This window comes from Neobacillus sp. NRS-1170 (assembly GCF_050468025.1).
This window is the reverse complement of sequence record NZ_JBITPF010000039.1, coordinates 1-24518: the sequence shown is the minus strand read 5'-3', so window position 1 is coordinate 24518 and position 24518 is coordinate 1. Positions and strand designations below refer to the sequence as shown.

Annotated in this window: 25 protein-coding genes; 22 read left to right on the top strand and 3 right to left on the bottom strand. The window is 38.8% G+C overall.

The features are described from left to right. The first annotated feature begins 66 nt into the window (after positions 1–66). Entirely contained in the window at positions 67–1389 is a 1323-nt protein-coding gene (locus tag ACIFOT_RS17805; RefSeq protein ID WP_430066685.1) for a bifunctional folylpolyglutamate synthase/dihydrofolate synthase, read from the top strand. A 71-nt stretch (positions 1390–1460) separates the two neighbouring features. After that, the gene (locus ACIFOT_RS17800; protein ID WP_430066684.1) at positions 1461–3176 is read left to right on the top strand and encodes a diguanylate cyclase; all 1716 of its coding nucleotides are present in this window, start codon (positions 1461–1463) and stop codon (positions 3174–3176) included. A gap of 57 nt (positions 3177–3233) precedes the next feature. Here the strand turns inward: ACIFOT_RS17800 and ACIFOT_RS17795 are convergent, their stop codons facing one another. Genes ACIFOT_RS17795 through ACIFOT_RS17785 form a run of 3 tightly spaced genes read right to left on the bottom strand, consistent with a single transcriptional unit; the run spans position 3234 to position 5352 of the window. Further along, entirely contained in the window at positions 3234–4424 is a 1191-nt protein-coding gene (locus ACIFOT_RS17795) for a hypothetical protein (protein WP_430066683.1), read from the bottom strand. Further along, on the bottom strand, positions 4421–4885 hold the full coding sequence (locus ACIFOT_RS17790) for a PulJ/GspJ family protein (RefSeq protein ID WP_430066682.1): 465 nt from the start codon (positions 4883–4885) through the stop codon (positions 4421–4423). Before ACIFOT_RS17790 ends, ACIFOT_RS17795 begins: the two co-directional genes overlap by 4 nt. Positions 4886–4896: 11 nt before the next feature. Continuing rightward, complete coding sequence (locus ACIFOT_RS17785; RefSeq protein WP_430066681.1) at positions 4897–5352, bottom strand: type IV pilus modification PilV family protein; 456 nt, start codon at positions 5350–5352, stop codon at positions 4897–4899. Between the two features lie 269 nt (positions 5353–5621). Between ACIFOT_RS17785 and ACIFOT_RS17780 the strand changes: the two genes are divergently transcribed. The 20 genes from ACIFOT_RS17780 (at position 5622) to ACIFOT_RS17685 (ending at position 24378) form a co-directional block, all read left to right on the top strand. Then, on the top strand, positions 5622–6398 hold the full coding sequence (locus ACIFOT_RS17780; RefSeq protein WP_430066680.1) for a hypothetical protein: 777 nt from the start codon (positions 5622–5624) through the stop codon (positions 6396–6398). A 23-nt stretch (positions 6399–6421) separates the two neighbouring features. Further along, positions 6422–7735, top strand: a complete 1314-nt coding sequence (locus ACIFOT_RS17775) for a G5 domain-containing protein (protein ID WP_430066679.1) — start codon at positions 6422–6424, stop codon at positions 7733–7735. Then, a complete protein-coding gene (locus ACIFOT_RS17770; RefSeq protein WP_430066678.1) occupies positions 7719–9413 on the top strand; it encodes a GspE/PulE family protein in 1695 nt (564 codons plus the stop codon). The genes ACIFOT_RS17775 and ACIFOT_RS17770 overlap by 17 nt, the downstream gene beginning before the upstream one ends. A gap of 12 nt (positions 9414–9425) precedes the next feature. Then, positions 9426–10475 carry a type IV pilus twitching motility protein PilT gene (locus tag ACIFOT_RS17765; protein ID WP_430066677.1) on the top strand — a complete coding sequence of 350 codons (1050 nt, stop codon included), beginning with the start codon at positions 9426–9428 and terminating at the stop codon, positions 10473–10475. Beyond that, positions 10468–11673 (top strand): type II secretion system F family protein, encoded by a 1206-nt coding sequence (locus ACIFOT_RS17760; RefSeq protein WP_430066676.1) that lies wholly within the window; start codon positions 10468–10470, stop codon positions 11671–11673. The genes ACIFOT_RS17765 and ACIFOT_RS17760 overlap by 8 nt, the downstream gene beginning before the upstream one ends. A 143-nt stretch (positions 11674–11816) precedes the next feature. Beyond that, complete coding sequence (locus tag ACIFOT_RS17755) at positions 11817–12239, top strand: prepilin-type N-terminal cleavage/methylation domain-containing protein (RefSeq protein ID WP_430066675.1); 423 nt, start codon at positions 11817–11819, stop codon at positions 12237–12239. Beyond that, positions 12239–12985 (top strand): prepilin peptidase, encoded by a 747-nt coding sequence (locus tag ACIFOT_RS17750; protein ID WP_430066674.1) that lies wholly within the window; start codon positions 12239–12241, stop codon positions 12983–12985. Before ACIFOT_RS17755 ends, ACIFOT_RS17750 begins: the two co-directional genes overlap by 1 nt. Positions 12986–13011: 26 nt before the next feature. Continuing rightward, entirely contained in the window at positions 13012–14007 is a 996-nt protein-coding gene (pilM, locus tag ACIFOT_RS17745) for a type IV pilus biogenesis protein PilM (protein WP_430066673.1), read from the top strand. Further along, positions 14004–14831, top strand: a complete 828-nt coding sequence (locus ACIFOT_RS17740) for a PilN domain-containing protein (protein WP_430066672.1) — start codon at positions 14004–14006, stop codon at positions 14829–14831. Before pilM ends, ACIFOT_RS17740 begins: the two co-directional genes overlap by 4 nt. Then, positions 14828–15661, top strand: coding sequence for a hypothetical protein (locus ACIFOT_RS17735; protein ID WP_430066671.1), 834 nt, complete (start codon positions 14828–14830; stop codon positions 15659–15661). Before ACIFOT_RS17740 ends, ACIFOT_RS17735 begins: the two co-directional genes overlap by 4 nt. Positions 15662–15795: 134 nt before the next feature. Continuing rightward, positions 15796–16866, top strand: a complete 1071-nt coding sequence (locus ACIFOT_RS17730; protein WP_430066670.1) for a hypothetical protein — start codon at positions 15796–15798, stop codon at positions 16864–16866. A 227-nt stretch (positions 16867–17093) separates the two neighbouring features. Continuing rightward, on the top strand, positions 17094–17666 hold the full coding sequence (locus ACIFOT_RS17725; RefSeq protein WP_430066669.1) for a Maf family protein: 573 nt from the start codon (positions 17094–17096) through the stop codon (positions 17664–17666). Between the two features lie 45 nt (positions 17667–17711). Beyond that, positions 17712–18401, top strand: a complete 690-nt coding sequence (radC, locus tag ACIFOT_RS17720) for a RadC family protein (RefSeq protein ID WP_430066668.1) — start codon at positions 17712–17714, stop codon at positions 18399–18401. A gap of 162 nt (positions 18402–18563) precedes the next feature. Next, positions 18564–19577, top strand: a complete 1014-nt coding sequence (locus ACIFOT_RS17715) for a rod shape-determining protein (protein WP_430066667.1) — start codon at positions 18564–18566, stop codon at positions 19575–19577. 25 nt (positions 19578–19602) lie between these two features. Then, positions 19603–20484: a rod shape-determining protein MreC gene (gene mreC, locus ACIFOT_RS17710; RefSeq protein ID WP_430066666.1), complete on the top strand. Its 882-nt coding sequence runs from the start codon at positions 19603–19605 to the stop codon at positions 20482–20484. Beyond that, entirely contained in the window at positions 20481–20996 is a 516-nt protein-coding gene (gene mreD / locus ACIFOT_RS17705) for a rod shape-determining protein MreD (protein WP_430066665.1), read from the top strand. Before mreC ends, mreD begins: the two co-directional genes overlap by 4 nt. A gap of 137 nt (positions 20997–21133) precedes the next feature. Next, complete coding sequence (minC, locus tag ACIFOT_RS17700; RefSeq protein WP_430066664.1) at positions 21134–21814, top strand: septum site-determining protein MinC; 681 nt, start codon at positions 21134–21136, stop codon at positions 21812–21814. 1 nt (position 21815) lies between these two features. Next, complete coding sequence (gene minD, locus ACIFOT_RS17695) at positions 21816–22619, top strand: septum site-determining protein MinD (protein WP_430066663.1); 804 nt, start codon at positions 21816–21818, stop codon at positions 22617–22619. A gap of 99 nt (positions 22620–22718) precedes the next feature. After that, complete coding sequence (locus ACIFOT_RS17690; protein ID WP_430066811.1) at positions 22719–23519, top strand: peptidoglycan DD-metalloendopeptidase family protein; 801 nt, start codon at positions 22719–22721, stop codon at positions 23517–23519. Continuing rightward, on the top strand, positions 23512–24378 hold the full coding sequence (locus ACIFOT_RS17685) for a M50 family metallopeptidase (protein ID WP_430066662.1): 867 nt from the start codon (positions 23512–23514) through the stop codon (positions 24376–24378). Before ACIFOT_RS17690 ends, ACIFOT_RS17685 begins: the two co-directional genes overlap by 8 nt. Positions 24379–24518: the final 140 nt, after the last annotated feature.

Below are 24518 nucleotides of genomic sequence, written 5' to 3'. Positions count from 1 at the left end.
AAGAGACGAATCCAATTTGGATTCGTCTCGCCTTTATTCCCAGACTAAATAGATGGAGTGTCAAGAATGTTTACTACATATCAGGAAGCATTAGATTGGATTCATGCCAGGTTAAGGCTAGGGATTAAGCCTGGTTTAAAACGGATGGAATGGATGATGGAAAAGCTCGACCACCCTGAAAATAAAATCAAAGCCGTCCATATTGGCGGTACAAATGGAAAGGGTTCGACCGTTACCTTTCTACGCTCGATTCTGGAAGCAGCCGGTTATACGGTTGGTACGTTTACTTCACCCTATATCGAACAATTTAACGAAAGAATCAGTGTGAACGGAAAGCCGATAAGCGATCAAGAAATACTGAATCTAACCAATATTATTCTCCCTTTAGCAGATGAATTAGAAGAAACGGAACTTGGTGGCCCAACGGAATTTGAAGTGATTACCGCCATGTCCTTCTATTATTTTGCCAATATGAATAAGGTTGATATTGTTCTCTTTGAAGTAGGCCTAGGTGGACGATTTGATTCCACCAATATTATTCAGCCATTAGCTTCGATCATTACAAACATAGGGCTTGACCACACAAATATTCTCGGCAATTCTTATGAAGAAATTGCATTTGAAAAGGCGGGAATTATTAAAGAGAAGACACCAATCTTTACAGCGGTAAAACACCCAGGTGCATTAGAAGTCATCGAAGAACAAGCGGAAAAAAGGGAAGCACCCATTTATCGGTTAAATCAGGAATTTTCCATAAGCTCTCATACATCGCTCACAAAGGGCGAAGTTTTTAAGTTACAATCCCCAACAAACAACTTGGACCATCTCGAAATTAGCATGATTGGCCAGCATCAAACGGAAAATGCTTCACTAGCTGTTTGTGCGGCACAATTTTTGAATCAAGTCAGCTCGTTCAACATTTCTGAGCAAGCTGTTAGGAGCGGATTAAAATCAGCCTATTGGCCAGGAAGATTTGAAATCCTTTCGGAACATCCACTCGTTATTATTGATGGCGCCCACAATGATGAAGGAATTACAGCCTTAGTTCATGAATTATCTTCAAGATATGCAGATCGAGTTATCCATATCATTTTTGCAGCCTTAAAGGACAAAAAGCTTGATAAAATGATCGCCAAGCTCGATACCATAGCGAATCAAATATCCTTTGTCAGCTTTGATTTCCCGCGGGCCGCCGACGGGAAGGATTTGCTGAACATCTCCCAATCACAAAACAAAGTGGCCGTTGACAACTGGAAATCTTATGTAGTAGAAGAGATGCAAAACCTTCAAGAAAATAACATGATCGTTGTGACAGGATCGCTTTATTTTATTTCGGAAGCAAAACCATTTATATGTAAAAATTTGAAAAATTTGACGATTCCGTTGTGACAAGCCCCCTATAATTTGATAAAATTATTTTATCTTAAATTAATAATATTTGTTCGGGGAGGGGGAGTAAGATGCAAGTAAACCCGCAAATAAAAAAGGTCATTTTTATCGTATGGCTTTTATTAGTGCCTGCAGGCATGTGGTATACCTATCAATCTTACCCCCCTCATTTTTCTGGTCCTTGGATCGATTTATTAGCCTTTTTGCTTTTAACTTGTGTTGTGGCCTGCATGCCGATTGTCATTAACGAGATGTTTATTTTCTTAATCCAATGGGTAGCACTCGCGACGTTTTTAAGATATGGCTTATTTGTTGAAATGGTCTTTGCACAGGTCGCTGTCATTGCATTGCTTTTAAAGCTTAAAATTCTTCGAAACGGTCAATTTTTTCGACTACCGCTAAATTTGATTATGTTCTTTTTAGTGTCTTTTATTAGTGGGATTGTCTATTACTTACTAGGCGGAGAGTCAAGACCGAAATTGGCTGATAATTCAACCGCAATCGGTCTTGCAGTCATATATGCAATAATAAATTATTTGATAAACCAAGTAATCATTTCCTTTAATCTTTATTTTATTTACAAAAGCAAAGAGCCTTATTTTGGGAAGGATTTCTTTGTCGAGACCATTACAACATTAATTACGCTGCCAATTGGTATTATTTTGTATATCCTCTACATTCAGGTGGGGCTTTTTGCGCTTTTATTTGTAGGTGTACCGTTCGTAAGTTTATCAATCATATTTAACCTTTATTATTCAAGTGAAAAAATTAATGTATATCTGCAAAAAGCCGCCGAAATAGGCCATCAAATGGCAGAACGCCTGCAGGTAATTGATGTTATTGACCTATTTATTCAAAAACTGGGGGAAATGCTCCCAGTAGACTATGCCTACATTTTTGACGCAAACGAAGATGAACTAATATTAATTCGCCGCATAGAAGCTGGAAAAGTATTATCCAATGATTTGCCAGCCTTGAAAAAAAATGAAGGCATCAGCGGCAGAAGTTGGGCGAACCAAAAGTCCTATCATTACTCAGCAAGATTTGAATGGCGGGGAATAACAACAGGGTATATACCCGGTGATGCTGAAAGTATTTTGTGTGTGCCAATCGTAAGAAATAGAAAGGTGATTGGGGTATTACTGTTAGCATCAAAGCGGAGACGTGCCTATGAAAAATTTCAACTTATGATCATTGAGATCCTTTGTTCTCACTTTGCTGTTGCGATGGAAAATGCCAAGCATTATGAATTGACGAAAATGCAAAGTGAACACTGCTCCTTAACGAAATTATACAATTATCGTTATTTGGAGAACCTGTTGAATGAAGAATTTAAAAGATTGACCCGATTCGAACGGAGAACATTATCATTAATTATCTTAGATATAGATCATTTTAAACAGGTAAACGATACATTTGGGCATCAAAGCGGAAATGAGATCCTGCGTGAGATTGCTAGTAGAATAAGTAAACTGGTAGGAGTTAGCGGGACAGTCGCCCGGTATGGTGGAGAAGAATTTGTAGTTTTATTGCCGGATGCTACAAAAGAAGAAGCCTATCAAATTGCTGAGCATATTAGGCAATCGATAGCGGGCAGGCCTTTTATCCTTCGGCAGTCTTTAGATTACAATCAACAACAAGTAATCATAACTGCTTCTATTGGTGTTGCAACTGCTCCTGAGGATGCAGATGATTCATTAGCGTTAATTAGACATGCTGACCAAGCACTATATGTTGGAGCGAAGAGGGCTGGTAGGAATCGGGTGGCTGAGTATTCGTCGTTTTAAAAAAGAGGTGTGATTAAGTTGTTCTTAACAACTTTGGTCACACCTCTTTTTTTGTAGTTAATTATAATCGACATTATTGATGAGTGTATTAACGTTATCTCCCCACTTAATTTTGAAATCAACCGGTACTTCCATTCCGCACTCTTTGATAAATGTGTCACTATTGACAGTGTAATTGGATGTTTCCACACCACTTTCCCAAACTCTTCCTAGAACATATAGCTTACTGTTTGAATCGACAGATATACTTTTAGCGGATAAATTTCCTTTCACACACATTTTCGAGGAAGTTAGGATATTTAAATTGTTATCAACCGTTGCAGCCTTATCAGTATTTGGTACATCAGTTCCGCCTACAAATACAAATGAATGATCTGCAAGCTCTAAATTTTGATCCGCATCTAAGGATTTATTAACTAGTATTTTTGATGACCCACTTATTTTTACATTTTGCATGAAATTCGCTTTATCTTTTGTTTCAATAAGTATATTTGCTGCACTATTCATATTCTTGCCAATGGTGAGTTCACCTTCCGAATGAATTTTGACATTGGTTATATTGTTTTCATTACCATTTCCCGTGAAACTTAATGAACCTGTAGAAAAAATTGTTTGGTTATCCTTTATACCGTTATTCCCTGAAAAGCTTCCATTACCATTTATATAAACATTAGTACAATCTAACGTATTACATCCTGACGGTGCCATTGAAACATTCGTATAGATCGGAAGAGCATTTTCTGTAATGTTTTCCTCTGCTGCCTGATTAACGATGGAATCAAAGTTAATACTCATTTGCGCAAATAGTGTCGATTCTTTTAGGTTATCCGTGCCAACTACATTTAAACTGATTTTAACTTTATTCGAGCTGGGATTAGGATCAGGAATAACTACATAATTATTCATATGATAAGGGACATTAGCAGGTGTAGTGATTGTTGTCTTTTGCAGCTCATCTGCCATTTTGACGGCTGCTTCCCTTTTAAAGTTAGTTCTAAGCGCCGGGTTTGCTCTAATATAGTCACTTACAGCCTGCTGTTTCGATTCAAAAGTTCTTTGAATTTCAACCTGGTAATAGGAAATTCCCATTTCTGCTGCAGCAACAGATCGAGACTTTTTCTCTACTACTTGATTTTGCTTTGTACTGCTAAAGGCTTGACCCATGAATGAAAGAGAAATAATCATAAACACAACTATTACGATTAATACCGTTACAAGTGCATATCCTTTTTCATTCTTTAAACTCATTGATAATCAACACCCTTCACTCGGTAGAGAAATGTATTAATAGTGACACTATTTGCCTGATTATTCTTATCGCTGGCACTAATTTTCAAAGAGACATCATTTGCATTTTTATTTGGTTCGATTGTTATTGGCCCTGAACCTGAAACATTATTAATCTCTAGTATTTTAAAACAGATACTTTGATGGTTGAACTCTTGTACTTGCGAAGGATTAGTTAGATCTGTAACTTTTATTGTACAATTTTCACTTCTGATCTCATATTTGATAAGTTTCTGATGTACCCTTTTTAAATTCGTAACTAGTATATTTGATTCTTGGAGCATAAAGTTCTTCGAAATCGCTTTTTCCGAAAAATTTAACCCTTGAAAGAAAACACTCCAAATAATAACAGCAGCCATAGAGAATATTGCTAATGTAGCTAACACCTCAACTAGTGTTAATCCACTTTCATCACGCTTCAATCATTTCACTCCTATCTTTTAACGTATCCAAACGTTTCACTAACGACATTGTTATTTTTTTTATTTAACATCTGGACAAGAATATAATTTACGCTAGATAATCTTGAACTCGTTTCAGGAGATTTTTTAATTTTTATTTTAACGTTGTAAATATCTTTAGTTGCATCAAAATAATAATAGTTTGAGTCATAGGTAAAGGCATTGTAAGTGACCTTTGGATCTGTAGAGGTAAAGCCGGTGACACGGTCTGATTTAACAAGGAACCATTTCACATCACTTGATTCCTGCCAGTTAATCAGTACTTCTTTCGCAATATTAATGGCTTGTGTCTTATCTTGATTTTGCTTATTAACTAACCCCATTTGTGGGAAGAAACTCATAGTTGTCAATAGGACCATTGATAAAATTACGATAGAAACAAGAACCTCAATTAATGTTAATCCTTTTTCATTTTTCTTAAAATCCATTTAATCAAATCCCTTCCAGGGAAAATTGTTCAATTTCATAGTTTAATAGAATCATTTTAACGAATTTATAAGATAAAATTTAACAATAGTCAGTAATTAATACCTATAAAAGTTCCCCATCTTCTTTTAAACTAGATGAAAATATTATACAATATTTAGTAGGCGAATTTTGTCTATTTTTTGTATAAAATTAATAAATCTTAGTTTATTTTGAAAAAAATTGTTGTTTAATAGTATAAAAGTTTGTTAAGTATAAGGGGAGTTACGGGATGGAATCGATTGTTTGGGCCTTCGGAGCTATGTTGTGTTTGATGTTAATTATAGCCTTTTTGCCTATTGGTATTACGTTAAGAGGTAAGATTTATTTGGTTTTTGCTAGTTTTGTATTAGCCCTTGGAGGAATTGGAGCAGTTACTTCTTTCCCACTATGGCAGTCAGCATTAATGATTTTTTTATTAGTCATAATTACGGCATATATAATGAGCAGCCGTCTTGCGGCAGTTTTATATAGTCAAGAAATAGAGTCTATTGAAGATGTTTACAATGACGAAAGTCCTGAATCATTTGACATTGTAAAACAATCAGAAAATACTACAGATTTAGACATGATTGATTTAGGAGAAATAGAAATTACTGCCCCTTCAACAGATAATATCGAAAATATTAATGAAGACGCTCTTGAATTACAACCTCAAATGTTAGAAGGAAATGATGGATTATCAGAAATAGGCGATGAAGAAATTTCGTTTCTGGATGAGCGGCCTCAAATTCAATTAGTTGAAACTAACGAAGATACTGAACTGGAAAATGGATATTTAGCGGATATTGAAAGTTTACTCTTTGAAGAAACAATTGAAACGACTGTATCCCAAGAAAATGATTTAATTGTGGAAATAAAAAAGGATAATTCAGAAGAAGAAAACTTCCTTTATGATGAAGAAAACGACTTAGAAGAATTATTTTTTGCAATGGAAGAAACGGCGGCTTCCAATGAAGTAGAACAAGAGGAAAGCCAATTGAAAAAAACTGTTCAATTGCAAAAGTAATTTGAAAGAAAGGGGGAGTATAGATGAGGAAAAACCAACAGTTTATCAAGCTTTTTGTCGTACTTTTTTTCGGTACTGCCTTCATTTTTAGTTTTTCTCATTTTGGAGCACAGGCTTTCGAAAAATTAGGAAAAGCAGATGGAAAATACTCCGATGGAACGGCAATCGGAAGTTTAGATATTTCTGGAAAAACAGATAGCGAAGCAGCAAGTTTGCTAGAAAAAAAGTATGTCGAATGGCTAAAAAATACAAAATTTTATTTTCAATACAGTGAACTAAGTGTTCCATTTAACTTAAACCTTTTAAGTCTAGATACAGAAACAACAATAAATTCAATTAAGGATGGCCAGCAAAATCCAGTTTATATTACTATAAACCAATCTGATGTCGAGGATCAGATTCAAATTCTTTTCCCACAGCTCAATAGTAAAGAATTTGACTTAAATAAACTGAAAAATAATATTGTAACAACTGCTTCCAAGTTTCAAACAGGCTCCTTTACCTTCAATCTTTACAATGGTTATTCCCTTGGAGGTAAAAAAGATTTTATCGTAAGTGAAACAGCACTTAAATTAACAGATATTCCTTCAGAACTTCAGACAATCGTGAAGAAAAATCCTGAAATCAAAATTGCCGAAGGAGCTACTTTTTCCCTTTTGGATTTTGCTATGAATCAAAAGATTGAGAATTCTGAAGCACTTAGTATGCTTGCTACAGGAATATATCAAACAGTTCTGCCAACGAATTTTACAATAGTTGATCGAAATATTAGCAGTCTAATTCCTGCATATTCAGAACTAGGATTTGAAGCCAGGGTCAGCCCTGCACAGAAGACAGACTTAGTCATTACCAATCCAAATAAATCAGTCTATACCATACGGATATCATTAGAAGACAATATATTAAAAGTTAGCCTAAAGGGCGAGAAACTACTCTACAATTATAAAATTTCTAAAAAAGACCAACAGCAATTAAAGCCAAAAACAATCGTCCAATACAGTCCGCTTCTAAAAGCAGGTAAAACCATGGTTAAAACTGCAGGGGCTGATGGGATTTCCGTGAAAGTATACAGGGATATATACCAAGGTGAACAATACCTAAAAAGTGAACTTATATCTGAGGAATATTACCCGCCAATTTATCGTGTCGAAGTTCATGCTTTAAGAGGAACACTGCAGGGTTCTTCAACAGCTACTAACAGCCAAACTAACAGCACAGTGAATGCTGCAACTGAAACTAATCCTGATGGAAGTCAAACTACTTCAACATTAGACACAACACAACAAGAATCTGATGTTGATAACCTTTGGGGGAAGCCGAATGAACAGCCAAAATAGTGTTGAGTTAAATAAAAAGAAGCAAACTAGAACACGTCTTGGTGATTTATTGATAGAAGAAGGAATCATCACCGTTGAACAGTTAGAAGCGGCTTTAGATGAAAAAGGGGCCAACCAAAAACTTGGTGAAGTACTACTGCAAAAGGGATATATCACCGATCAACAATTGGCAGAAGTGCTCGAACGCCAGCTTGGTATTCCACATGTAAACCTTTTTCAATATCCATTTGATACAAATCTCTTCTCGATCATTTCGAAGGATACGGCAAGACGGAATTTAATTGTTCCTCTTAAAAAAGAGGGCAACAAGCTGTATGTGGCCATGGTTAATCCAATGGATTTTATCATCATTGATGATTTGCGTTTATCGACCGGTTTTCAGATTGAAACTGCGATAGCAACAAAAGACGATATATTACGAACGATTAATAAATATTATGACGATGATGAAGGCTTAGAGGAACTTTTCGATGACTTTTCACCAAGCGAGCGCGGCAGGGATGAAGATGTTACTAACCAAGACTCGCCGATCGTTCGACTCGTCAATCAAATCCTAACTAATGCCGTCATTCAAAAGGCTAGTGATATTCATATTGACCCGCAGGAAACGAAGATCGTTGTCCGATACAGAGTGGATGGCGTGCTAAGAACTGATCGTGTATTACCGCGCCATATGCTAAGTGTGTTAACAGCCAGGATTAAGATTATGTCAAATCTTGATATTACCGAACACCGGATTCCACAAGACGGCCGGATAAAACTCCATCTTGATTTTCATCCAATCGATCTTCGTGTGTCCACGCTGCCAACTGTATATGGCGAGAAAATCGTAATGCGTCTGTTGGATATGGGTGCTGCCTTAAATGATATCAATAAAATTGGCTTTAATACTCTCAATTTTAAGAGATTTAATGACATGATTGAGCAGCCGACTGGGATTGTTTTGATAACTGGCCCAACGGGCTCAGGGAAATCCTCGACTCTGTATGCTGCACTTAATAAACTGAACAGTGAAGAAGTTAATATCATCACGATTGAGGACCCAGTCGAATACCAATTGGAAGGGATTAATCAAATCCAGGTTAACACCAATGTTGGGATGACGTTTGCTGCCGGTCTCCGTTCAATCCTCCGTCAGGACCCAAATATCATCATGGTCGGTGAGATTCGTGATAAAGAAACTGCAGAAATAGCAATTCGTGCCTCTTTAACTGGGCATTTAGTCTTAAGTACTTTGCACACCAATGATTCGCTGGGGACCGTAACACGTCTGATTGATATGGGAGTCGAACCCTTCCTCATTGCTTCCTCACTAAGCGGCATTGTGGCCCAGCGTTTAGTCCGTAAGGTTTGCAAGGATTGCGCCGATGTTCAGGTACCTTCAATGAGAGAAAAAGATATCTTTGCAAGACGTGGCTTGAAAATAGAAAAGGTTATGCGAGGAAAGGGATGTCCTTCTTGTAATATGACCGGATATAAAGGAAGGGTAGCTCTTCATGAGGTATTGGTCCTAAATGACGATATGCGTCGAGTCATAATGAATGAAAATTCCTTTCAAAAGCTGAAAGAACATGCGGTTAAAAACAAAACGATCTTTTTGATTGACGATGGTTTATTAAAAGTGAAACAAGGTTTAACAACAACAGAAGAAGTATTACGTGTAGCCATTCTGGAGTAGGAGCTCGAACAGATGAAAGAAAGAATCGATAATATTTTACGTGCCGCGCTTGAATTTAAGGCTTCCGACATCCATTTAACAGTGGGCGTTCCTCCTGTGTTCCGTATCAATGGGGATATTAAACGCTATGGTAAGGATATGTTATTGCCAGCAGATACAGAAGCGATCGCTAAAACAATTGTTCCTGAAAATTTGTATGACTTGTTTAAGGAAAAGGGAGAGCTGGATTTCTCATATGGTATTCCAGGGGTTTCTCGCTTCCGTGTTAATGCCTACCACCAACGGAAAAGTGTTGCACTTGCCCTTCGTGTAGTTGCGTCAAAAACCCCTACGATTGAAGAATTAGACATGCCGGAAATCATTCCAAAGCTTATAGAGAAGCCACAAGGGCTAATCCTTGTTACTGGTCCAACAGGAAGTGGTAAATCAACGACACTTGCGTCGATGATTGATTATATGAACCGGACAATGCGAAAGCATATTATTACACTTGAAGACCCTATTGAGTATCTTCATAAACATGGTAATTCGATTATCGACCAGCGGGAGGTCGGCTTTGATACGAAATCATATGCTAACGGCTTGAAGGGGGCTCTACGCCAAGACCCTGATGTTATCCTGGTTGGGGAGATGCGTGACTTAGAAACGATTGGAATCGCAATCACCGCAGCGGAAACTGGGCACTTAGTGCTCGGAACCCTCCATACATCTAGCGCCCCGTCCACCATTAACCGGATTATCGACGTATTTCCGCCGGCACAGCAACCGCAAATTCGGGTTCAGTTGGCATCGGTATTAGTAGGAGTTATTTCACAGCGTCTATTTCCTACTGCCGATAAAAAGGGCCGAAAAGCGGCAACAGAGATTTTAGTTAACAATCCGGCCATTGCCAACCTTATCCGAAGTGAAAAAATTCACCAAATTTCAAGTACAATGCAAACATCTCGTGCCCAGGGAATGCATACACTTGAAATGAGTATCCGAGACTTGCTTGACCGCAAATTGATTGAAAAAGATGCAGCAACAAAATACCTTCACGAAAAGATGATGCAAGATGCCTAGATTTAAATATTCTGGTCGAGACAAGCGTGGGAAAAAGCAGGGCACTGTAACAGCTGCCTCCAGACGGGAAGCAATGATGAAGCTAAAAGAAGATGGCGTTCGGGTTGTTGAAATGAAGGAAGTCCCGGAAACCCTTATGACGATGGAACTAACAATTGGAAATCCAGTTAAGCTTCAGGATTTTGTAATTTATATTAGGCAATTCGCGACATTGCTGAAGGCCGGGGTAACCATCGTTGATGCAACGTCAGTTCTTGCTGCCCAAACTGAAAGTAATGCACTAAAAAGAATTTTACTAGATGTGGAGCAAGAACTACGTGAAGGAAACCCCTTTTCGGAAGCTGTTTCCAAGCATAAGAAGGTATTTAATTCTATGTTTGTTAACATGGTTAAGGCAGGAGAAGTAAGTGGTAATATGGATGAGACACTAGAACGTCTTGCGACAGATTTTGAAAAACAACATCATACCAGGCAAAAAGTTGTTTCAGCGTTAACTTACCCGCTTGTTATAGGAATCATTGCAATTTTTGCTGTAATCTTCTTACTAGTCGGGGTTGTTCCCAAATTTGTTACGATGTTTGATGATATGGGGGCTGAGCTACCAGGAATAACGAAGTTTGTCTTATCCTCCAGCGAATTTATGAAGTCATTTTGGTGGGTAGTTTTACTGTTATTCATTGCTATTTATCTTGGTTTTACCTTTATGAAAAAAAATAAGCAAACAAAATATTATCTAGATTACGCACTCTTAAGGATGCCTATATTCGGCAAAATGATGCAAAAAGCCCAACTAGCCAGAATGATGAGAACACTTAGCACGTTATTTTCAAGTTCTGTTCCCATTCTACAATCTATGGCCATCGTGGAAAAAGTCGTAGAAAATGAAGTGATATCAAAGGTCATTCGTGAATCAAGAGACTCTCTTGAGAAAGGCCAATCAATGACTGAGCCAATGAATGATCACTGGGCCTTTCCTCCTCTTGTAACACAAATGATATCCATTGGAGAAGGGACCGGGGCATTAGACGCAATGCTTTCAAAGATTGCTGAATTCTATGAAAAAGAAGTCGAAGCAGGTACAGATAGACTAAAGTCCCTGATTGAGCCAATCATGATTGTCTTTTTAGCAGGGGTTGTAGGGGTAATAGTCCTATCCATAATGATGCCAATGTTCTCAATGTTCGAGCAAATGAGCTAAAAATTTCAAATAATTCGATAATTATTACAAAAATCTATATTTTGAGACAAAAAATGTTAAAAAACTCTTTTCGAATACTGTCATTTATTGTATACTCATAGAGAAATAATACTAGGTTCATAGAACCAGAGGGAGCGGAAAAAATGGTACAGGCTTTAAAATTAAATATGAAGGAACAAAAAGGTTTTACTCTTATTGAATTGCTAGCAGTTATTGTTATTTTAGGGATTATTGCTGCGATTGCAATTCCTGCGATTACAGGTGTTATTAACAAATCTGACAAAAAGGCTTCTGCTGAAGAAGGCTTATCAATCATTAATGCTGCAAAAATGTATGTAGCTGAACATCCTAATGCAGCTACAGGTGATATTGCCCACACTGCTTCTAGTACTAGCGACCCGCTTGATGAATATTTGGATCATGTTAAGGATGGAGACTTTACAATTAATATCTCTAAAGCAACAACGGGAGGAAAATTCACTTTTATTTTGAAGAATCACAAAGCCAATACTGATTGGAATGATACAGATTTAACAGAAGCAGATTTAATTGATAAAGCAAATTAATGGTTTACGTTATTCTATTTTGCTATGGCCTCCTCCTAGGCTCCTTCTTCAACGTAGTTGGCCTAAGAGTTCCATTAAAGAAATCAATCGTAAAACCAAGATCAGCATGTCCAACTTGCGGACATCAGCTTACACCATTAGAACTAATTCCGGTTTTATCATATATGCTTCAAAAGGGGAAATGCCGCGGCTGTCAGTCGCGGATTTCGCCTATCTATCCATTATTTGAACTGCTGACAGGAATCTTGTTTGCAGCGGCACCATACTTGGTTGGATGGTCTGGAGAATTATTCGTTGCTTTAACGTTAATTTCAATGTTTATGATTATCATCGTTTCCGATATTCATTATATGATCATCCCTGATAAAATTGTAATTTGGTTTGCAGGGATTTTTTTATTGGAACGAATTATCATGCCATTAGACCCATGGTGGGATAGTGCACTCGGTGCTGTCATTGGGTTTTTATTACTGTTAACCATTATGATTGTCAGTAAAGGCGGTATGGGCTTTGGAGATGTAAAGCTTTATGCCCTCCTAGGCCTAGTCTTAGGATTAAAATTGGTCTTATTATCTTTTTTTCTTTCCACATTGTACGGAGCTGTGATCGGCGGTTTAGCCCAACTTTTTAAGATCGTAAAAAAACGCGAACCGATTCCATTCGGCCCATTCATTGCTGCCGGTACATTGACAGCTTATTTTTGGGGTTTGGATCTAATAGATTTATATTTTCAAATTCTTTTATAGGAATTTTTTTATAAGGGGTTCATGATATGGCATTTTCCCTCTTTTCTACTAAAAATCGAATAATCAACCTGGTAATAAATGACCACTCGATTCGCTTTCTTGAGTTGAAACAAGCGAATCCCCCTACACCGCAAAGGTGGAATGAGCGCTTTTTACCGCCTGGAATCATTACGGATGGAAAAATCGTCGACATTGATTCACTCTCAAGCATTCTTGAAGAATGTATTGACGAATGGAAAATTCGCAGACGTGCGATTCGTTTTATAGTACCAGATCCTCTGGTCATTATACGGAAAGTTTCGATTCCAGCAGATGTGCAGGAAGATGAGATTAAGGGGTATCTTTATTTAGAGCTGGGTTCTAGTATACATTTACCATTCGAGGAACCGGTATTTGATTATTACTCACTTCCGGATAACGGTAAAACAAAGGATTTATTATTATTTGCTGCTCCAGAGCAGAATGTAATGGAGTATGTTGACTTACTCAACAGTCTCAAATTAAATCCTGTTGCGGCTGATATCTCTCCGCTCTCATTATATCGTTTGTATTACCATTTAGGGCAAGCAAGCGAAAGTGAGGTCCTATTCACAGTCCAATTTGATTTGACCAGCGTCAATTTATGCATCTTTGATGAGACGGTGCCATTAGTCATGCGGTATTTCGCTTTACCGTTTGATTTTGACAAATGGGAAATAACCCGTGATACGTTAGGATTAATGGTATGTAAATATACGGGGGAACCGGAAGATTTGGTTGTGCAGTTTGAAGACATCTTTAAAGAAATAAACAAGTTATTGGATTTTTATAGATATTCACTTAATAGTGAAAAGCACGATGTCACCAAGTTTTTATTAAATGGCGACCATCCAATGCTGATGGCAATTTTTGATGAAATGAGAGAAAGATTTGAAATTCCTGTTGAATTAATCAATTTCGAAAAGGAAGCAAACAGTAAACCGATTAGTGTACCGAATAATTTATTAATGCCTTTAGGTCTTGCTTTAAAAGAGGTGCAATGATGCTAGTAGAAATTAACCTGCTTCCTCAAAAAGAGCCCAAAAAATTCAATATTATTTATTTGACATCGATCGTTGCGGCATTAGTTCTTATTGGCGGGGTTTACTTTTGGCAGATTCAATCCGTTAAAAGTGATGTGAAAGCTGTAGATAGTCAAATTGCGTCGACAAAGAAACTTGCTGAAAAGCAACAGCAAAATGCCAATCAAGCACAAGTAGCATCTTCAGCTGGGTTATTAAAATCTGCCGTTGAATGGGTGAAAAACTACCCTATTCAAACCATCCCGGTGATGAGACATCTGACATCTCTATTACCAGAACGAGGTTTTATACAATCTTTTGCCTATACAGAGGCAGGGACGGTAACACTTAGTGTGCAATTTGACAGTGCTAGAGAGGCAGCCTATTTTCTCGAAAACTTAAAGGAATCTGCATGGATTTCCGATGCCAGCCTTAACTCTTTAACTGCTGTCGAGAAAAAGGAAAATACTGCAACTTCTGCACAAACAACTGGTCAAAATACTGCATCTAATACTAGCAGCCAAAACACAGCTACAACTGCTACTCAAAATACAACGAATACAAGCACTGCAGCTACTACTAATCAGAGTACAGCTGCTGCCGGTCAAACTAGTACTACAAGTTCAACTACTAATACAACATCGAATACTGTAAACAATTCAGGTGTTGCTGCCACTGGCACAACTGCCCAACCTGATAAAAATATTCTTCCAAGGTACCTTGGACAATTTGAAATTAAGTTTAATAAAGATGTTATAAAAACGGATTTGAGTAAGAAGAAGGGCGAAGGGGGGACAGGCTCATGAAGTCCCGCCTATCAAAACTAGACAAAATAATTGTGGGTGGCGGTTCCCTATTAATCATACTGGTATTCGTCTATGCACAATTCCTTTCGTTAACACCCTTGAAATCAGATTTATCATTAAAGCAACAAGAACTACAGACTGAGCAAAAACTGGTAGAATTGATGACAAAGAAAAAGTCAGACTCCCAAAAGACAGAACCTGAAAATACAAGTGAACTGCAAAAGCAGCTTCCTGTTATGCCACTCCAGGAACAAGTTCTATTGGATCTTGAAAAAGCTGAAACTGTTTCAAATAGTCAAATTAAATCCATGAGTTTCACGAAAGATGCAGATGTGACGCAGCCAGCTCCTGAGGCTGCAGCAGCAAATTCCGGAACGAATCAAGGGGCAGCACAAAACCAAAGTGCCACTAATCAGGGTACTCAGAATCAAGCGGCTACGCAAAATCAAACGACAACTGCTCAGGGGACTGGCAATCAAGCAGCAACTCAACAGACGGCTGCAGCTACTGCCCCAAACGGTCTCAAAAAGATTACCGTTCAGCTTCAGATTGAATCTCAAACCTATGCAGAATTGGAAAAATTCATTGAAACTTTAGAGTCACTGCCGCGAATTGTGGTAGTAGAGGCAATCAATTATACAGGCGGGGAAGAGGTCACGAGTCTTGATCAAGAAGATAAACCGTTAAGCTATTTGCTTACCGTCTCTGCCTTCTACATGCCAACATTAACTGACCTTGCAGCCCAGATGCCTAAAATCGATGCACCGGCACCTGCGGGTAAAGATAATCCATTAACCCAGTTTCCGGCTACTGCAGCAACTCAGCCTTAATGAACAAGTTAGCGAATGAACCAATAATTTGGCGAAACTCTACGATAACAAGACGACAAAAGTCTTGTTATTTTTTTTTGCTCCTATGATAGGATGAAACTAATTATCTGTCGGAAGAGAGAGGAGAGCGTAGAGTGGACAAGCCTAAAAAAGGCAATACGATCACGATAAAATTAAATGGAGAAAGCCAGTCCTATCAGGAAGAACCCCCAAAAAAGGATTTGGAAGCCAACATTGAACCCTATTCCAAAGTAATAAAAATAGATAGAGGGCTGCCGGAATCGGAAGGGATTATTGAAACTGCTGCCGCACAGGAGTCCGTAGATGAGAGCTTTGACTGGATTATTCCTGAATCGGATGAAAACGATATTGAGGAATTCAAATTTACTAATAATTCAAACCCTAAAACAACCAGCCACAAAATACTTACATCCTTTACGACTAACTCTAAGAAGAAAAATGGGCGGCCTTTAGGTTCCATATTAATCTCTGCATTTTTCGCGGTTCTGATTGGCACCACAATTGGCTTTTTCATGTTGAAGCTTGTCATTTCAGAGCAGGGGAATAAGGGGCCGGTGAGTCAGCCAATTGTAAAGGAAACAGGAACAGAAAAAACTGCAACTGAAGGTAATGCTTCTTCAGCGACTATCGATCAATTAACAACATATGTGGTTCAAGGAGGAGTATTTTCTTCCAAAGAAGGCACCCAAGAAATCGCAAAAGACTTAGAACAGAAAAGCGTCCCATCGCAAACGGTTGAATTAAATGGTAAGTTCTATCTACTTTTAGGCTTAGCAGATTCAATCGAAACGGCTAAAGCATTAGGAAATCAGTATAAAGAAAATGGAGTAGAGGAAGTATTTTCAAAGCCGTTATTACTGGATGAAAAGAAAGTTTCAAACGTAACGGATAAAGAAAAGTCTTTTATTGAAGAACTTCCATCCATCTATCAAACTTTGGCAGGAGCAACTTCGAGTGCTCTCGTCACAAAAACGATTCCAGCAGATTCAGCGAAATCTCTAGCTGGCATTGAAGAACAATTAAAAGCCAGCGGTATTAAAAATGAGAAGATAAAAAACCTTAAGACGGAATTAACAAGTGCTGATGAAAAGATAAAAGCTTATCAAAAGTCTAAAAATGTTAAAAGTTTAACCGATGCACAGCAGCATCTATTAAACTTCATATCTCAATACAATGCCATGTAAGTCAGCATCTGACAAACTTCGGTATTTTCCGGGAAATGAAAATAATATTTAGCCTGCTCAATTAGGGCAGGCTTTTTATTGTACACAGTTCTTCCATAAATTGATTATTTCTGCATAATTTTACAAAATTCATCAAACTTTAAGGATATTAAAATTGTTTGCTTATTCAATTTCTGATACGATTAACTTGTATCTCCCTATACAAATGCAAAAGGTAAGGTGATTAAATGCAAAACCTCATTTTAGCCTCTTCTTCTCCACGGCGAAAAGAACTTCTAGAAACTCTCCAGTTAACATTCGCGATCTCAAGCAGTGAAGTAGATGAAAGCTTTGATCCATCTCTCTCCCCAGAGGAAGTCGTGATGGAGTTAGCCGAACGAAAGGCCCAGGTCATTTTTAAAGAGAATCCTGAATCTTTTGTAATTGGCTCAGACACGATCGTGGTCGCGGATAATCGAATCTTAGGTAAGCCCGCTGATGAAGCAGAAGCCATTAGTATGTTACAAAGCCTTTCAGGAAGAAAGCATGAAGTATTTACTGGTGTATCAATTATGTCTCCAACAAGTTCAACCCGTTTTTACGAAAAAACAGAAGTTTGGTTTTGGGAGTTAACGGATGAAGAGGTACGGTCATATGTGAAAAGTGGTGAACCGCTTGATAAAGCAGGTGCATATGGCATTCAGCAGCTTGGAAGTATGCTTGTCAAAAAAATACATGGAGACTATTTTGCGGTTGTCGGTCTGCCCGTTGCAAGAACGGTAAGGGAATTGCAGCAGTTAGGCTACCAGTTGCCGTATTAACTTTTTAAAAGTTCATTAACTCCCGATCATAAGGGAGGAAAAAAAGTGTCCACAAATACATTAATGATCCGTGATTTCCCTCAAGACGAAAGGCCGAGAGAGCGTTTTATCAATCATGGGCCTCAAAGCTTATCGAATCATGAATTGATTGCCATCCTACTTCGAACCGGGACAAAAGATGAATCCGTGCTGCATTTATCGAATCGCCTGCTGACCCATTTCGAGGGACTGCGGCTGTTAAAATCTGCCACCTTAGAAGAAATTACTGAAATCAAAGGAATTGGTTTAGCCAAGGCCATTCAAATTCTTGCTGCCGTAGAGATTGGCAGAAGAATTGCCAATCTTTCCTTTAATGATCGATACGTCATCCGCTCCCCTGAGGACGGAGCGAAGTATGTCATGAACGATATGCGCTTTTTATCGCAGGAGCATTTTGTTTGCCTATATTTAAACACGAAAAACCAGGTCATTCATAAACAAACGATTTTTATCGGGAGCTTGAATGCTAGCATTGTACATCCAAGGGAGGTCTTTCGCGAAGCATTGAAGAGGTCAGCAGCCTCCGTTATTGCTCTGCATAATCATCCCTCTGGTGACCCCACTCCTAGCCGAGAAGACATAGAGGTCACAAAAAGGCTGGTGGAATGTGGAAAAATTCTAGGTATCGACCTTCTAGACCATCTCATCATCGGTGAAAATAAGTTTGTCAGCTTGAAAGAAAAAGGATATTTATAACACTATGTTTTTATTTGACGTTACGCTATAATTTTGGTTATGATTTTTTAGGACTGCTTTAGACCTAGCAATTAAAAAAATAAGAAAAAAGACATGATATAAAAGGTGATTACCTGCCCAGGGAATTTTTGCATTTCGTATCAGAAAGGGAGCTACATAATTATGTTTGGAATTGGAACAAGAGATTTAGGAATTGATTTGGGGACTGCCAATACCCTCGTCTATGTAAAAGGAAAAGGAATTGTCCTACGTGAGCCATCGGTTGTGGCCTTGCAGACAGATACAAAGAGCATCGTTGCCGTTGGGAATGACGCGAAAAATATGATCGGACGGACACCTGGTAATGTCGTCGCAACAAGACCAATGAAGGACGGTGTCATTGCCGACTTTGAAACTACAGCAACGATGATGAAGTACCACATCCGTCAGGCTCAAAAAAGTAAAAGTGTTTTCTCTGGTAAGCCATATGTCATGGTGTGTGTACCGTCTGGAATCACAGCAGTAGAAGAAAGAGCGGTAATCGATGCCACTAGACAAGCCGGTGCAAAAGATGCTTACACGATTGAAGAACCGTTTGCGGCAGCAATCGGGGCCAATCTTCCTGTTTGGGAGCCAACCGGAAGCATGGTGGTCGATATCGGCGGGGGAACTACGGAAGTTGCGATTATTTCTTTAGGCGGTATTGTCACAAGCCAATCAATCCGTATTGCCGGAGACGAAATGGACGAAGCGGTTATTTCTTATATTCGCAAAAATTATAATTTAATGATTGGAGACCGCACGGCGGAAACGATCAAAATGGAAATCGGCTCTGCGGGCACCCCAGAAGGCATCGATAATATGGAAATTCGCGGCCGCGATTTATTAACAGGCCTGCCAAAAACGATCGAAATTACCGCAAAAGAGATTGCAACAGCCCTAAATGATACCGTTTTTGCGATTGTTGAAGCGGTGAAAAATACACTTGAAAAAACTCCGCCGGAACTTGCAGCAGACATAATGGACCGGGGAATCGTGTTAACGGGCGGCGGTGCCTTGCTTCGTAATTTGGACCGAGTCATCAGTGAAGAAACAAAAATGCCGGTGTTAATTGCTGAAAATCCGCTTGATTGCGTGGCAATTGGTACAGGAAAAGCATTAGACCATATTCACTTATTTAAAAATAAAGCGAAATAATCTAGATAAATAGAGGTGTATAATCATGCCACAGTTCTTTTTGAATAAACGACTGATCATTTTGCTTGTCAGCATCATTGTTCTCGTGGCATTGATTGGGTTTTCTTTAAGGGAGAGAAGTAAACTATCCTGGCCGGAACAATTTGTGAAGGACACAACCGGCTGGGTTCAATCCCTGGTTTCAAAGCCTGCCAATTTCGTTGCAGGCTTTTTTGAAAATCTCCAGGACTTGCAAAATACATATGAAGAGAATAAAGAACTTAAATCCCGAATTGAAGATCTTGTCAGCCTTGAAGCAGAAAACCAAGAGCTGAAAAAAGACAATAAGGAATTGCGTGAAATTCTCGGTGAAAAAAAGACCCTGAGAGATTTTAAACCATTACCAGCTACTGTTATTGGCAGAAACCCTGATCGTTGGCATGAAATGATTATTATCGATAAAGGAAATCTCAACGGCATTAAAAAAAATATGGCGGTCGTTACGGCCAAAGGTCTGATTGGCAAGGTGAAGACAGTCAACCAATTTAGCTCGACTGTGCAGCTATTGAGTGCGATGGATCCAAAGAATCGGATATCCGTAACCATTCAAGGTGAAACAAGTATTTATGGATTTGTTCAAGGCTTTGATGATAAAAAGAAATTACTGTTAGTGAAAAGCATTCCTGCTGGAGTCAAAGTGGAAAAAGGCCAAAATGTGATTACCTCAGGTAAGGGCGGTGTTTTTCCCGAAGGCTTGGTCGTTGGGAAGGTTGTCGAGGTTAAACCTGATCAGTATGGACTGAATCAAACGGCATTAATAAAACCTGGAGCGGACTTTTATGATATTGAAAACGTCATAGTCATTAAACGATTGATGACACAGCCTGAAATAACCGATATGGAAAACGAGAAGGAGAAGGATCTATGAAAAAATTCCTTCTTCCTCTTTTGTTTTTGTTTCTTTTTCTAGCCGAAAGTCTTTTCGTTCAATTTTTTCCTGGCAACGTTTTCGGAGGTAAGGTCATCGTTCCCCATTTTTTATTTGCGGCACTTGTTTTTTTAACAATTTTTACAGGCAAAAAACAAGGCATCATCTATGCGGCCATTTTTGGGATGATATTTGATATTGTTTATGTTGAAATTATCGGGATATACTTTTTTCTTTTTCCCTTTATCTGTTACATTGTTACGAAAATCATGCATAGCATGCAGTCCAATATCATTATTGCCTTCCTCGTTTCAATATTTGCCATTGCATTATTGGAGATAGGGGTATATGAAATGAACTTCCTCATTCATGTAACCGACCTCGATTTTATGGGCTTTTTGAATTTACGATTTTATCCAACGCTAATCCTAAATGCGGTTTTTGTGTTGATTTTTGGATATCCATTAAAGAGACGCTTTGAAAAGTATGCCGATGCATTAAGAGATGAATGATTTTTTTTTAAAAGAGGAGAATAGACGCATCGTGTCGAATTTTATTAAGAAGAGTCTGCACTTTGATTCGGAATAGGTCATTCTCCTTAATTGTCTATTCCGAAATTGTTTTTTTAATTATGAGGTGAAAAATCTCCATGAAAAATCGGCAAAATGTTACAATAAAAGGTACAAAGGATGGACTTGTCCTGCATCTTGATGACAGCTGTTCCTATGAGGAGTTAAAAAAAGAATTAGACCAAAAGCTTTCTGCCAATTCCCAGACACAGGATGAGCAGCATATAATATCTGTTAAAGTGGAAATCGGCAATCGTTATTTAACAGAGACGGAGCAGGAAGAATTAAAAGAACTAATTCGGCAAAAAAAGAATTTAGTTGTTGATGATATTGAAGCGAATGTAATCACAAAAGAAGAGGCCAATCGCTTAAAGGCGGAAACAGAGGTCGTGACCGTGTCACGTATTATTCGTTCTGGACAGGTGTTAGAGGTTCCAGGGGATTTACTGTTAATTGGTGATGTAAACCCTGGTGGAACGGTGATTGCAGGAGGAAATATATTTATTATGGGTACACTAAAGGGAGTGGCCCATGCCGGTTATTTTGGCAATGATGAAGCCGTCATCGCTGCTTCGAGCATGAAACCTTCACAGCTGAGGATTAGCGATTGTATTGATCGAACTCCGGAATCGGTTCAAAGTGTAGAGAAACGCGAAATGGAATGTGCTTACATAGGTGATAACCGCCAAATCATTATTGATAGATTGCAAGCTTTAATCCAATTAAGGCCTAATTTAAATAGATTAGAAGGGGGACATTAAAGTGGGAGAAGCAATAGTAATTACATCCGGTAAGGGCGGAGTGGGCAAAACAACAACCTCTGCGAACATTGGTACTGCACTCGCCCTGCAAGGGAAAAAAGTATGCTTAGTGGATACTGACATCGGTCTTCGAAACTTAGATGTCGTAATGGGACTTGAAAACCGAATTATATATGATTTGGTTGATGTTGTAGAAAAAAGATGCAAAATCCATCAAGCTTTAGTGAAGGATAAACGTTTTGATGGGTTATTGTATTTATTGCCTGCAGCTCAAACTGTTGATAAATCGGCTGTTCATCCAGAGCAAATGAAAGAGCTCATCACCGAATTAAAACAGGATTACGATTATATCATTATTGACTGTCCTGCCGGAATTGAACAAGGCTATAAAAATGCTATTGCTGGCGCGGATAAAGCCATCGTCGTCACAACGCCTGAAGTTTCTGCCGTACGCGATGCCGACCGGATTATTGGCCTCCTTGAAAAAGAAAAGGGCATGGAATCTCCAAGATTAGTTGTGAACCGAATTCGCAATCATATGATGAAGAGCGGTGACATGCTCGATTTAGACGAAGTCACCCAGCATTTATCCATTGAGCTAATTGGAATTGTCGCGGACGATGAAGAAGTTATTAAAGCTTCAAACCACGGCGAACCGATTGCTTTAAATCCTAACAGCAAGGCATCTATTGCCTACCGGAATATTGCTAGAAGAATCCTAGGGGAATCCATCCCGCTTCAGCCGCTTGAAGAAGCAAACAAAGGCGTCTTTACAAAACTTAAAAAGTTCTTTGGAGTTCGATAATAGTTAAGCCTGTCTAATTAAATATAGACAGGCTTTTTTTTGTAGTCATACTCTTTAAATCCTGCTCATAGACTTGTACAAAAAGCGGGAAAAGGGTTGATGGATATGGCTCGGTCTTCAGCGGATGAAATACGGCGGCGAATCGCCAGAAGAAAAAAAGAACAAGGGACTCAAGGGACTCAGGGGAAAAGTCCAGAACGACATATTGCTTGGCCTGGTGATGATGATGATAAATACGGATTTAATCAGTTTACCTCTTCAGGGTCGAATGGAGACGACGGGCATCCCTTATTTAAGAAGGAAGTCTTTTTCTTTAAAATCTTAGCGTCTATCCTCCTGTTTTTAGTAGTAGCTATCCTGTTTCGCAATCAAACAGCCTCACTGGAGCCGGCAAGGGATGCGATTGTCAAAACAATGGACAAGGACTTTAAGTTTGCCACTGTATCCAAGTGGTACGAGGATAAGTTTGGCAAACCGCTTGCCCTCCTGCCTTTTATCGAGGACGATAAAGCCGACAAAAAAGAGGTTGTTCAAAACAAATCGGCTGTGGAGGTTTCCGGACGACTCCTTGAGAATTTTAAGAAAAATGGTCAGGGCATCATGATCGAGACGCAAAAAGGAGCCGGGGTTCAAGCGATCAATGATGGCTTCGTCCGCTTTACTGGGGTGAAAGATGGGCTGGGGAATACAGTCATCATTCAGCACTCAGACGGTTCCGAAACCTGGTACGGAAATTTGGACACGATTAAGGTTAATTTATATGACTTTGTTGAAAAAAGAACGGTGGTTGGCTCCGTATCTTCCTCCACTGGCGAAGATAAATCAAAAGGCAAATATTATTTTGCGATAAAAAAAGGCGATGATTTCATCGACCCAATTCAGGTGATTCGATTTGAATAGAGCGATATATTTACTTCGTCATGTTCATATCCATCCATTGTTGTGGATTGTGATTGCACTTTCGATTGCTACAGCACATTTCCTAGAAGTTTGTTTACTCCTTGGGATTATTTTCATTCATGAAATGGGGCATGCTGCTGCAGCTTCTTTTTTTTCATGGAGAATCAAAAAAATTACTCTGCTGCCTTTTGGCGGGGTGGCTGAAATGGATGAGCATGGCAACCGGCCGTTAAAAGAGGAGGCCATTGTGGTCATCGCCGGGCCGCTCCAGCATGTTTGGATGGTTGGACTGGCATACGGTTTATTATCCTTTCATCTCATTTCAGAAGAGTTATTTAGCCTCTTTTTAAGTTATAATCTGATGATTTTTCTGTTTAATCTATTCCCAGTCTGGCCTCTTGATGGCGGCAAGCTGGTTTTCCTGCTGCTATCCTTAAAAAATTCATTTCCGAGCGCCCATCGCATTACGCTTTTGCTATCGTTTGGCAGCTTACTTCTATTTTCCATCGCGATCTTAGCAGCGGCTCCCACTCATCTCAATGTTTGGATCATCATTGCATTCTTATTTTTCTCGCTATACCACGAATGGAAGCAACGGCGCTATATTTTCATGCGATTTTTATTAGAGCGCCATTACGGAAAAAAATCCAGCCTGCACAATTTGAAGCCTATCCAAGCGGATGAACAGGAATTACTCATTCATGTTTTAGAAAAATTCCAACGCGGCTGCAAGCACCCGATTATAGTGGAAGTGGATGGGCGGGAAAAGGGTAGATTGGATGAAAATGAACTATTGCATGCTTACTTCACAGAAAAACGTTTGACCGATAAAATCAGCGACCTTTTATTTTCATACTAAAAGAGTATAATATTAAGGAAAGCGCAGGCGCTCGGGGTACGGGCGCTTTTGCTGTGATGTTTGATAATGTGAAAGACATTACCGATGAAAATCCTTCAAGTATTGTCCTTCATAAGTAGTATGAAAGACATTTTCGGTGA

Excerpts from the sequence above, each read along its gene's own strand:
- ACIFOT_RS17780 (WP_430066680.1), top strand. The coding sequence starts at position 5,622 with ATGGAATCGATTGTTTGGGCCTTCGGAGCTATGTTGTGTTTGATGTTA.
- ACIFOT_RS17765 (WP_430066677.1), top strand. The coding sequence starts at position 9,426 with ATGAAAGAAAGAATCGATAATATTTTACGTGCCGCGCTTGAATTTAAG.
- ACIFOT_RS17750 (WP_430066674.1), top strand. The coding sequence starts at position 12,239 with ATGGTTTACGTTATTCTATTTTGCTATGGCCTCCTCCTAGGCTCCTTC.
- ACIFOT_RS17775 (WP_430066679.1), top strand. The coding sequence starts at position 6,422 with ATGAGGAAAAACCAACAGTTTATCAAGCTTTTTGTCGTACTTTTTTTC.
- minC (WP_430066664.1), top strand. The coding sequence starts at position 21,134 with ATGAAAAATCGGCAAAATGTTACAATAAAAGGTACAAAGGATGGACTT.
- ACIFOT_RS17715 (WP_430066667.1), top strand. The coding sequence starts at position 18,564 with ATGTTTGGAATTGGAACAAGAGATTTAGGAATTGATTTGGGGACTGCC.
- ACIFOT_RS17735 (WP_430066671.1), top strand. The coding sequence starts at position 14,828 with ATGAAGTCCCGCCTATCAAAACTAGACAAAATAATTGTGGGTGGCGGT.
- ACIFOT_RS17795 (WP_430066683.1), bottom strand. The coding sequence starts at position 4,424 with ATGAGTTTAAAGAATGAAAAAGGATATGCACTTGTAACGGTATTAATC.
- ACIFOT_RS17800 (WP_430066684.1), top strand. The coding sequence starts at position 1,461 with ATGCAAGTAAACCCGCAAATAAAAAAGGTCATTTTTATCGTATGGCTT.
- ACIFOT_RS17805 (WP_430066685.1), top strand. The coding sequence starts at position 67 with ATGTTTACTACATATCAGGAAGCATTAGATTGGATTCATGCCAGGTTA.
- ACIFOT_RS17690 (WP_430066811.1), top strand. The coding sequence starts at position 22,719 with ATGGATATGGCTCGGTCTTCAGCGGATGAAATACGGCGGCGAATCGCC.
- ACIFOT_RS17755 (WP_430066675.1), top strand. The coding sequence starts at position 11,817 with ATGGTACAGGCTTTAAAATTAAATATGAAGGAACAAAAAGGTTTTACT.
- pilM (WP_430066673.1), top strand. The coding sequence starts at position 13,012 with ATGGCATTTTCCCTCTTTTCTACTAAAAATCGAATAATCAACCTGGTA.
- mreD (WP_430066665.1), top strand. The coding sequence starts at position 20,481 with ATGAAAAAATTCCTTCTTCCTCTTTTGTTTTTGTTTCTTTTTCTAGCC.
- ACIFOT_RS17770 (WP_430066678.1), top strand. The coding sequence starts at position 7,719 with ATGAACAGCCAAAATAGTGTTGAGTTAAATAAAAAGAAGCAAACTAGA.
- ACIFOT_RS17760 (WP_430066676.1), top strand. The coding sequence starts at position 10,468 with ATGCCTAGATTTAAATATTCTGGTCGAGACAAGCGTGGGAAAAAGCAG.
- ACIFOT_RS17785 (WP_430066681.1), bottom strand. The coding sequence starts at position 5,352 with ATGGATTTTAAGAAAAATGAAAAAGGATTAACATTAATTGAGGTTCTT.
- ACIFOT_RS17740 (WP_430066672.1), top strand. The coding sequence starts at position 14,004 with ATGATGCTAGTAGAAATTAACCTGCTTCCTCAAAAAGAGCCCAAAAAA.
- mreC (WP_430066666.1), top strand. The coding sequence starts at position 19,603 with ATGCCACAGTTCTTTTTGAATAAACGACTGATCATTTTGCTTGTCAGC.
- ACIFOT_RS17725 (WP_430066669.1), top strand. The coding sequence starts at position 17,094 with ATGCAAAACCTCATTTTAGCCTCTTCTTCTCCACGGCGAAAAGAACTT.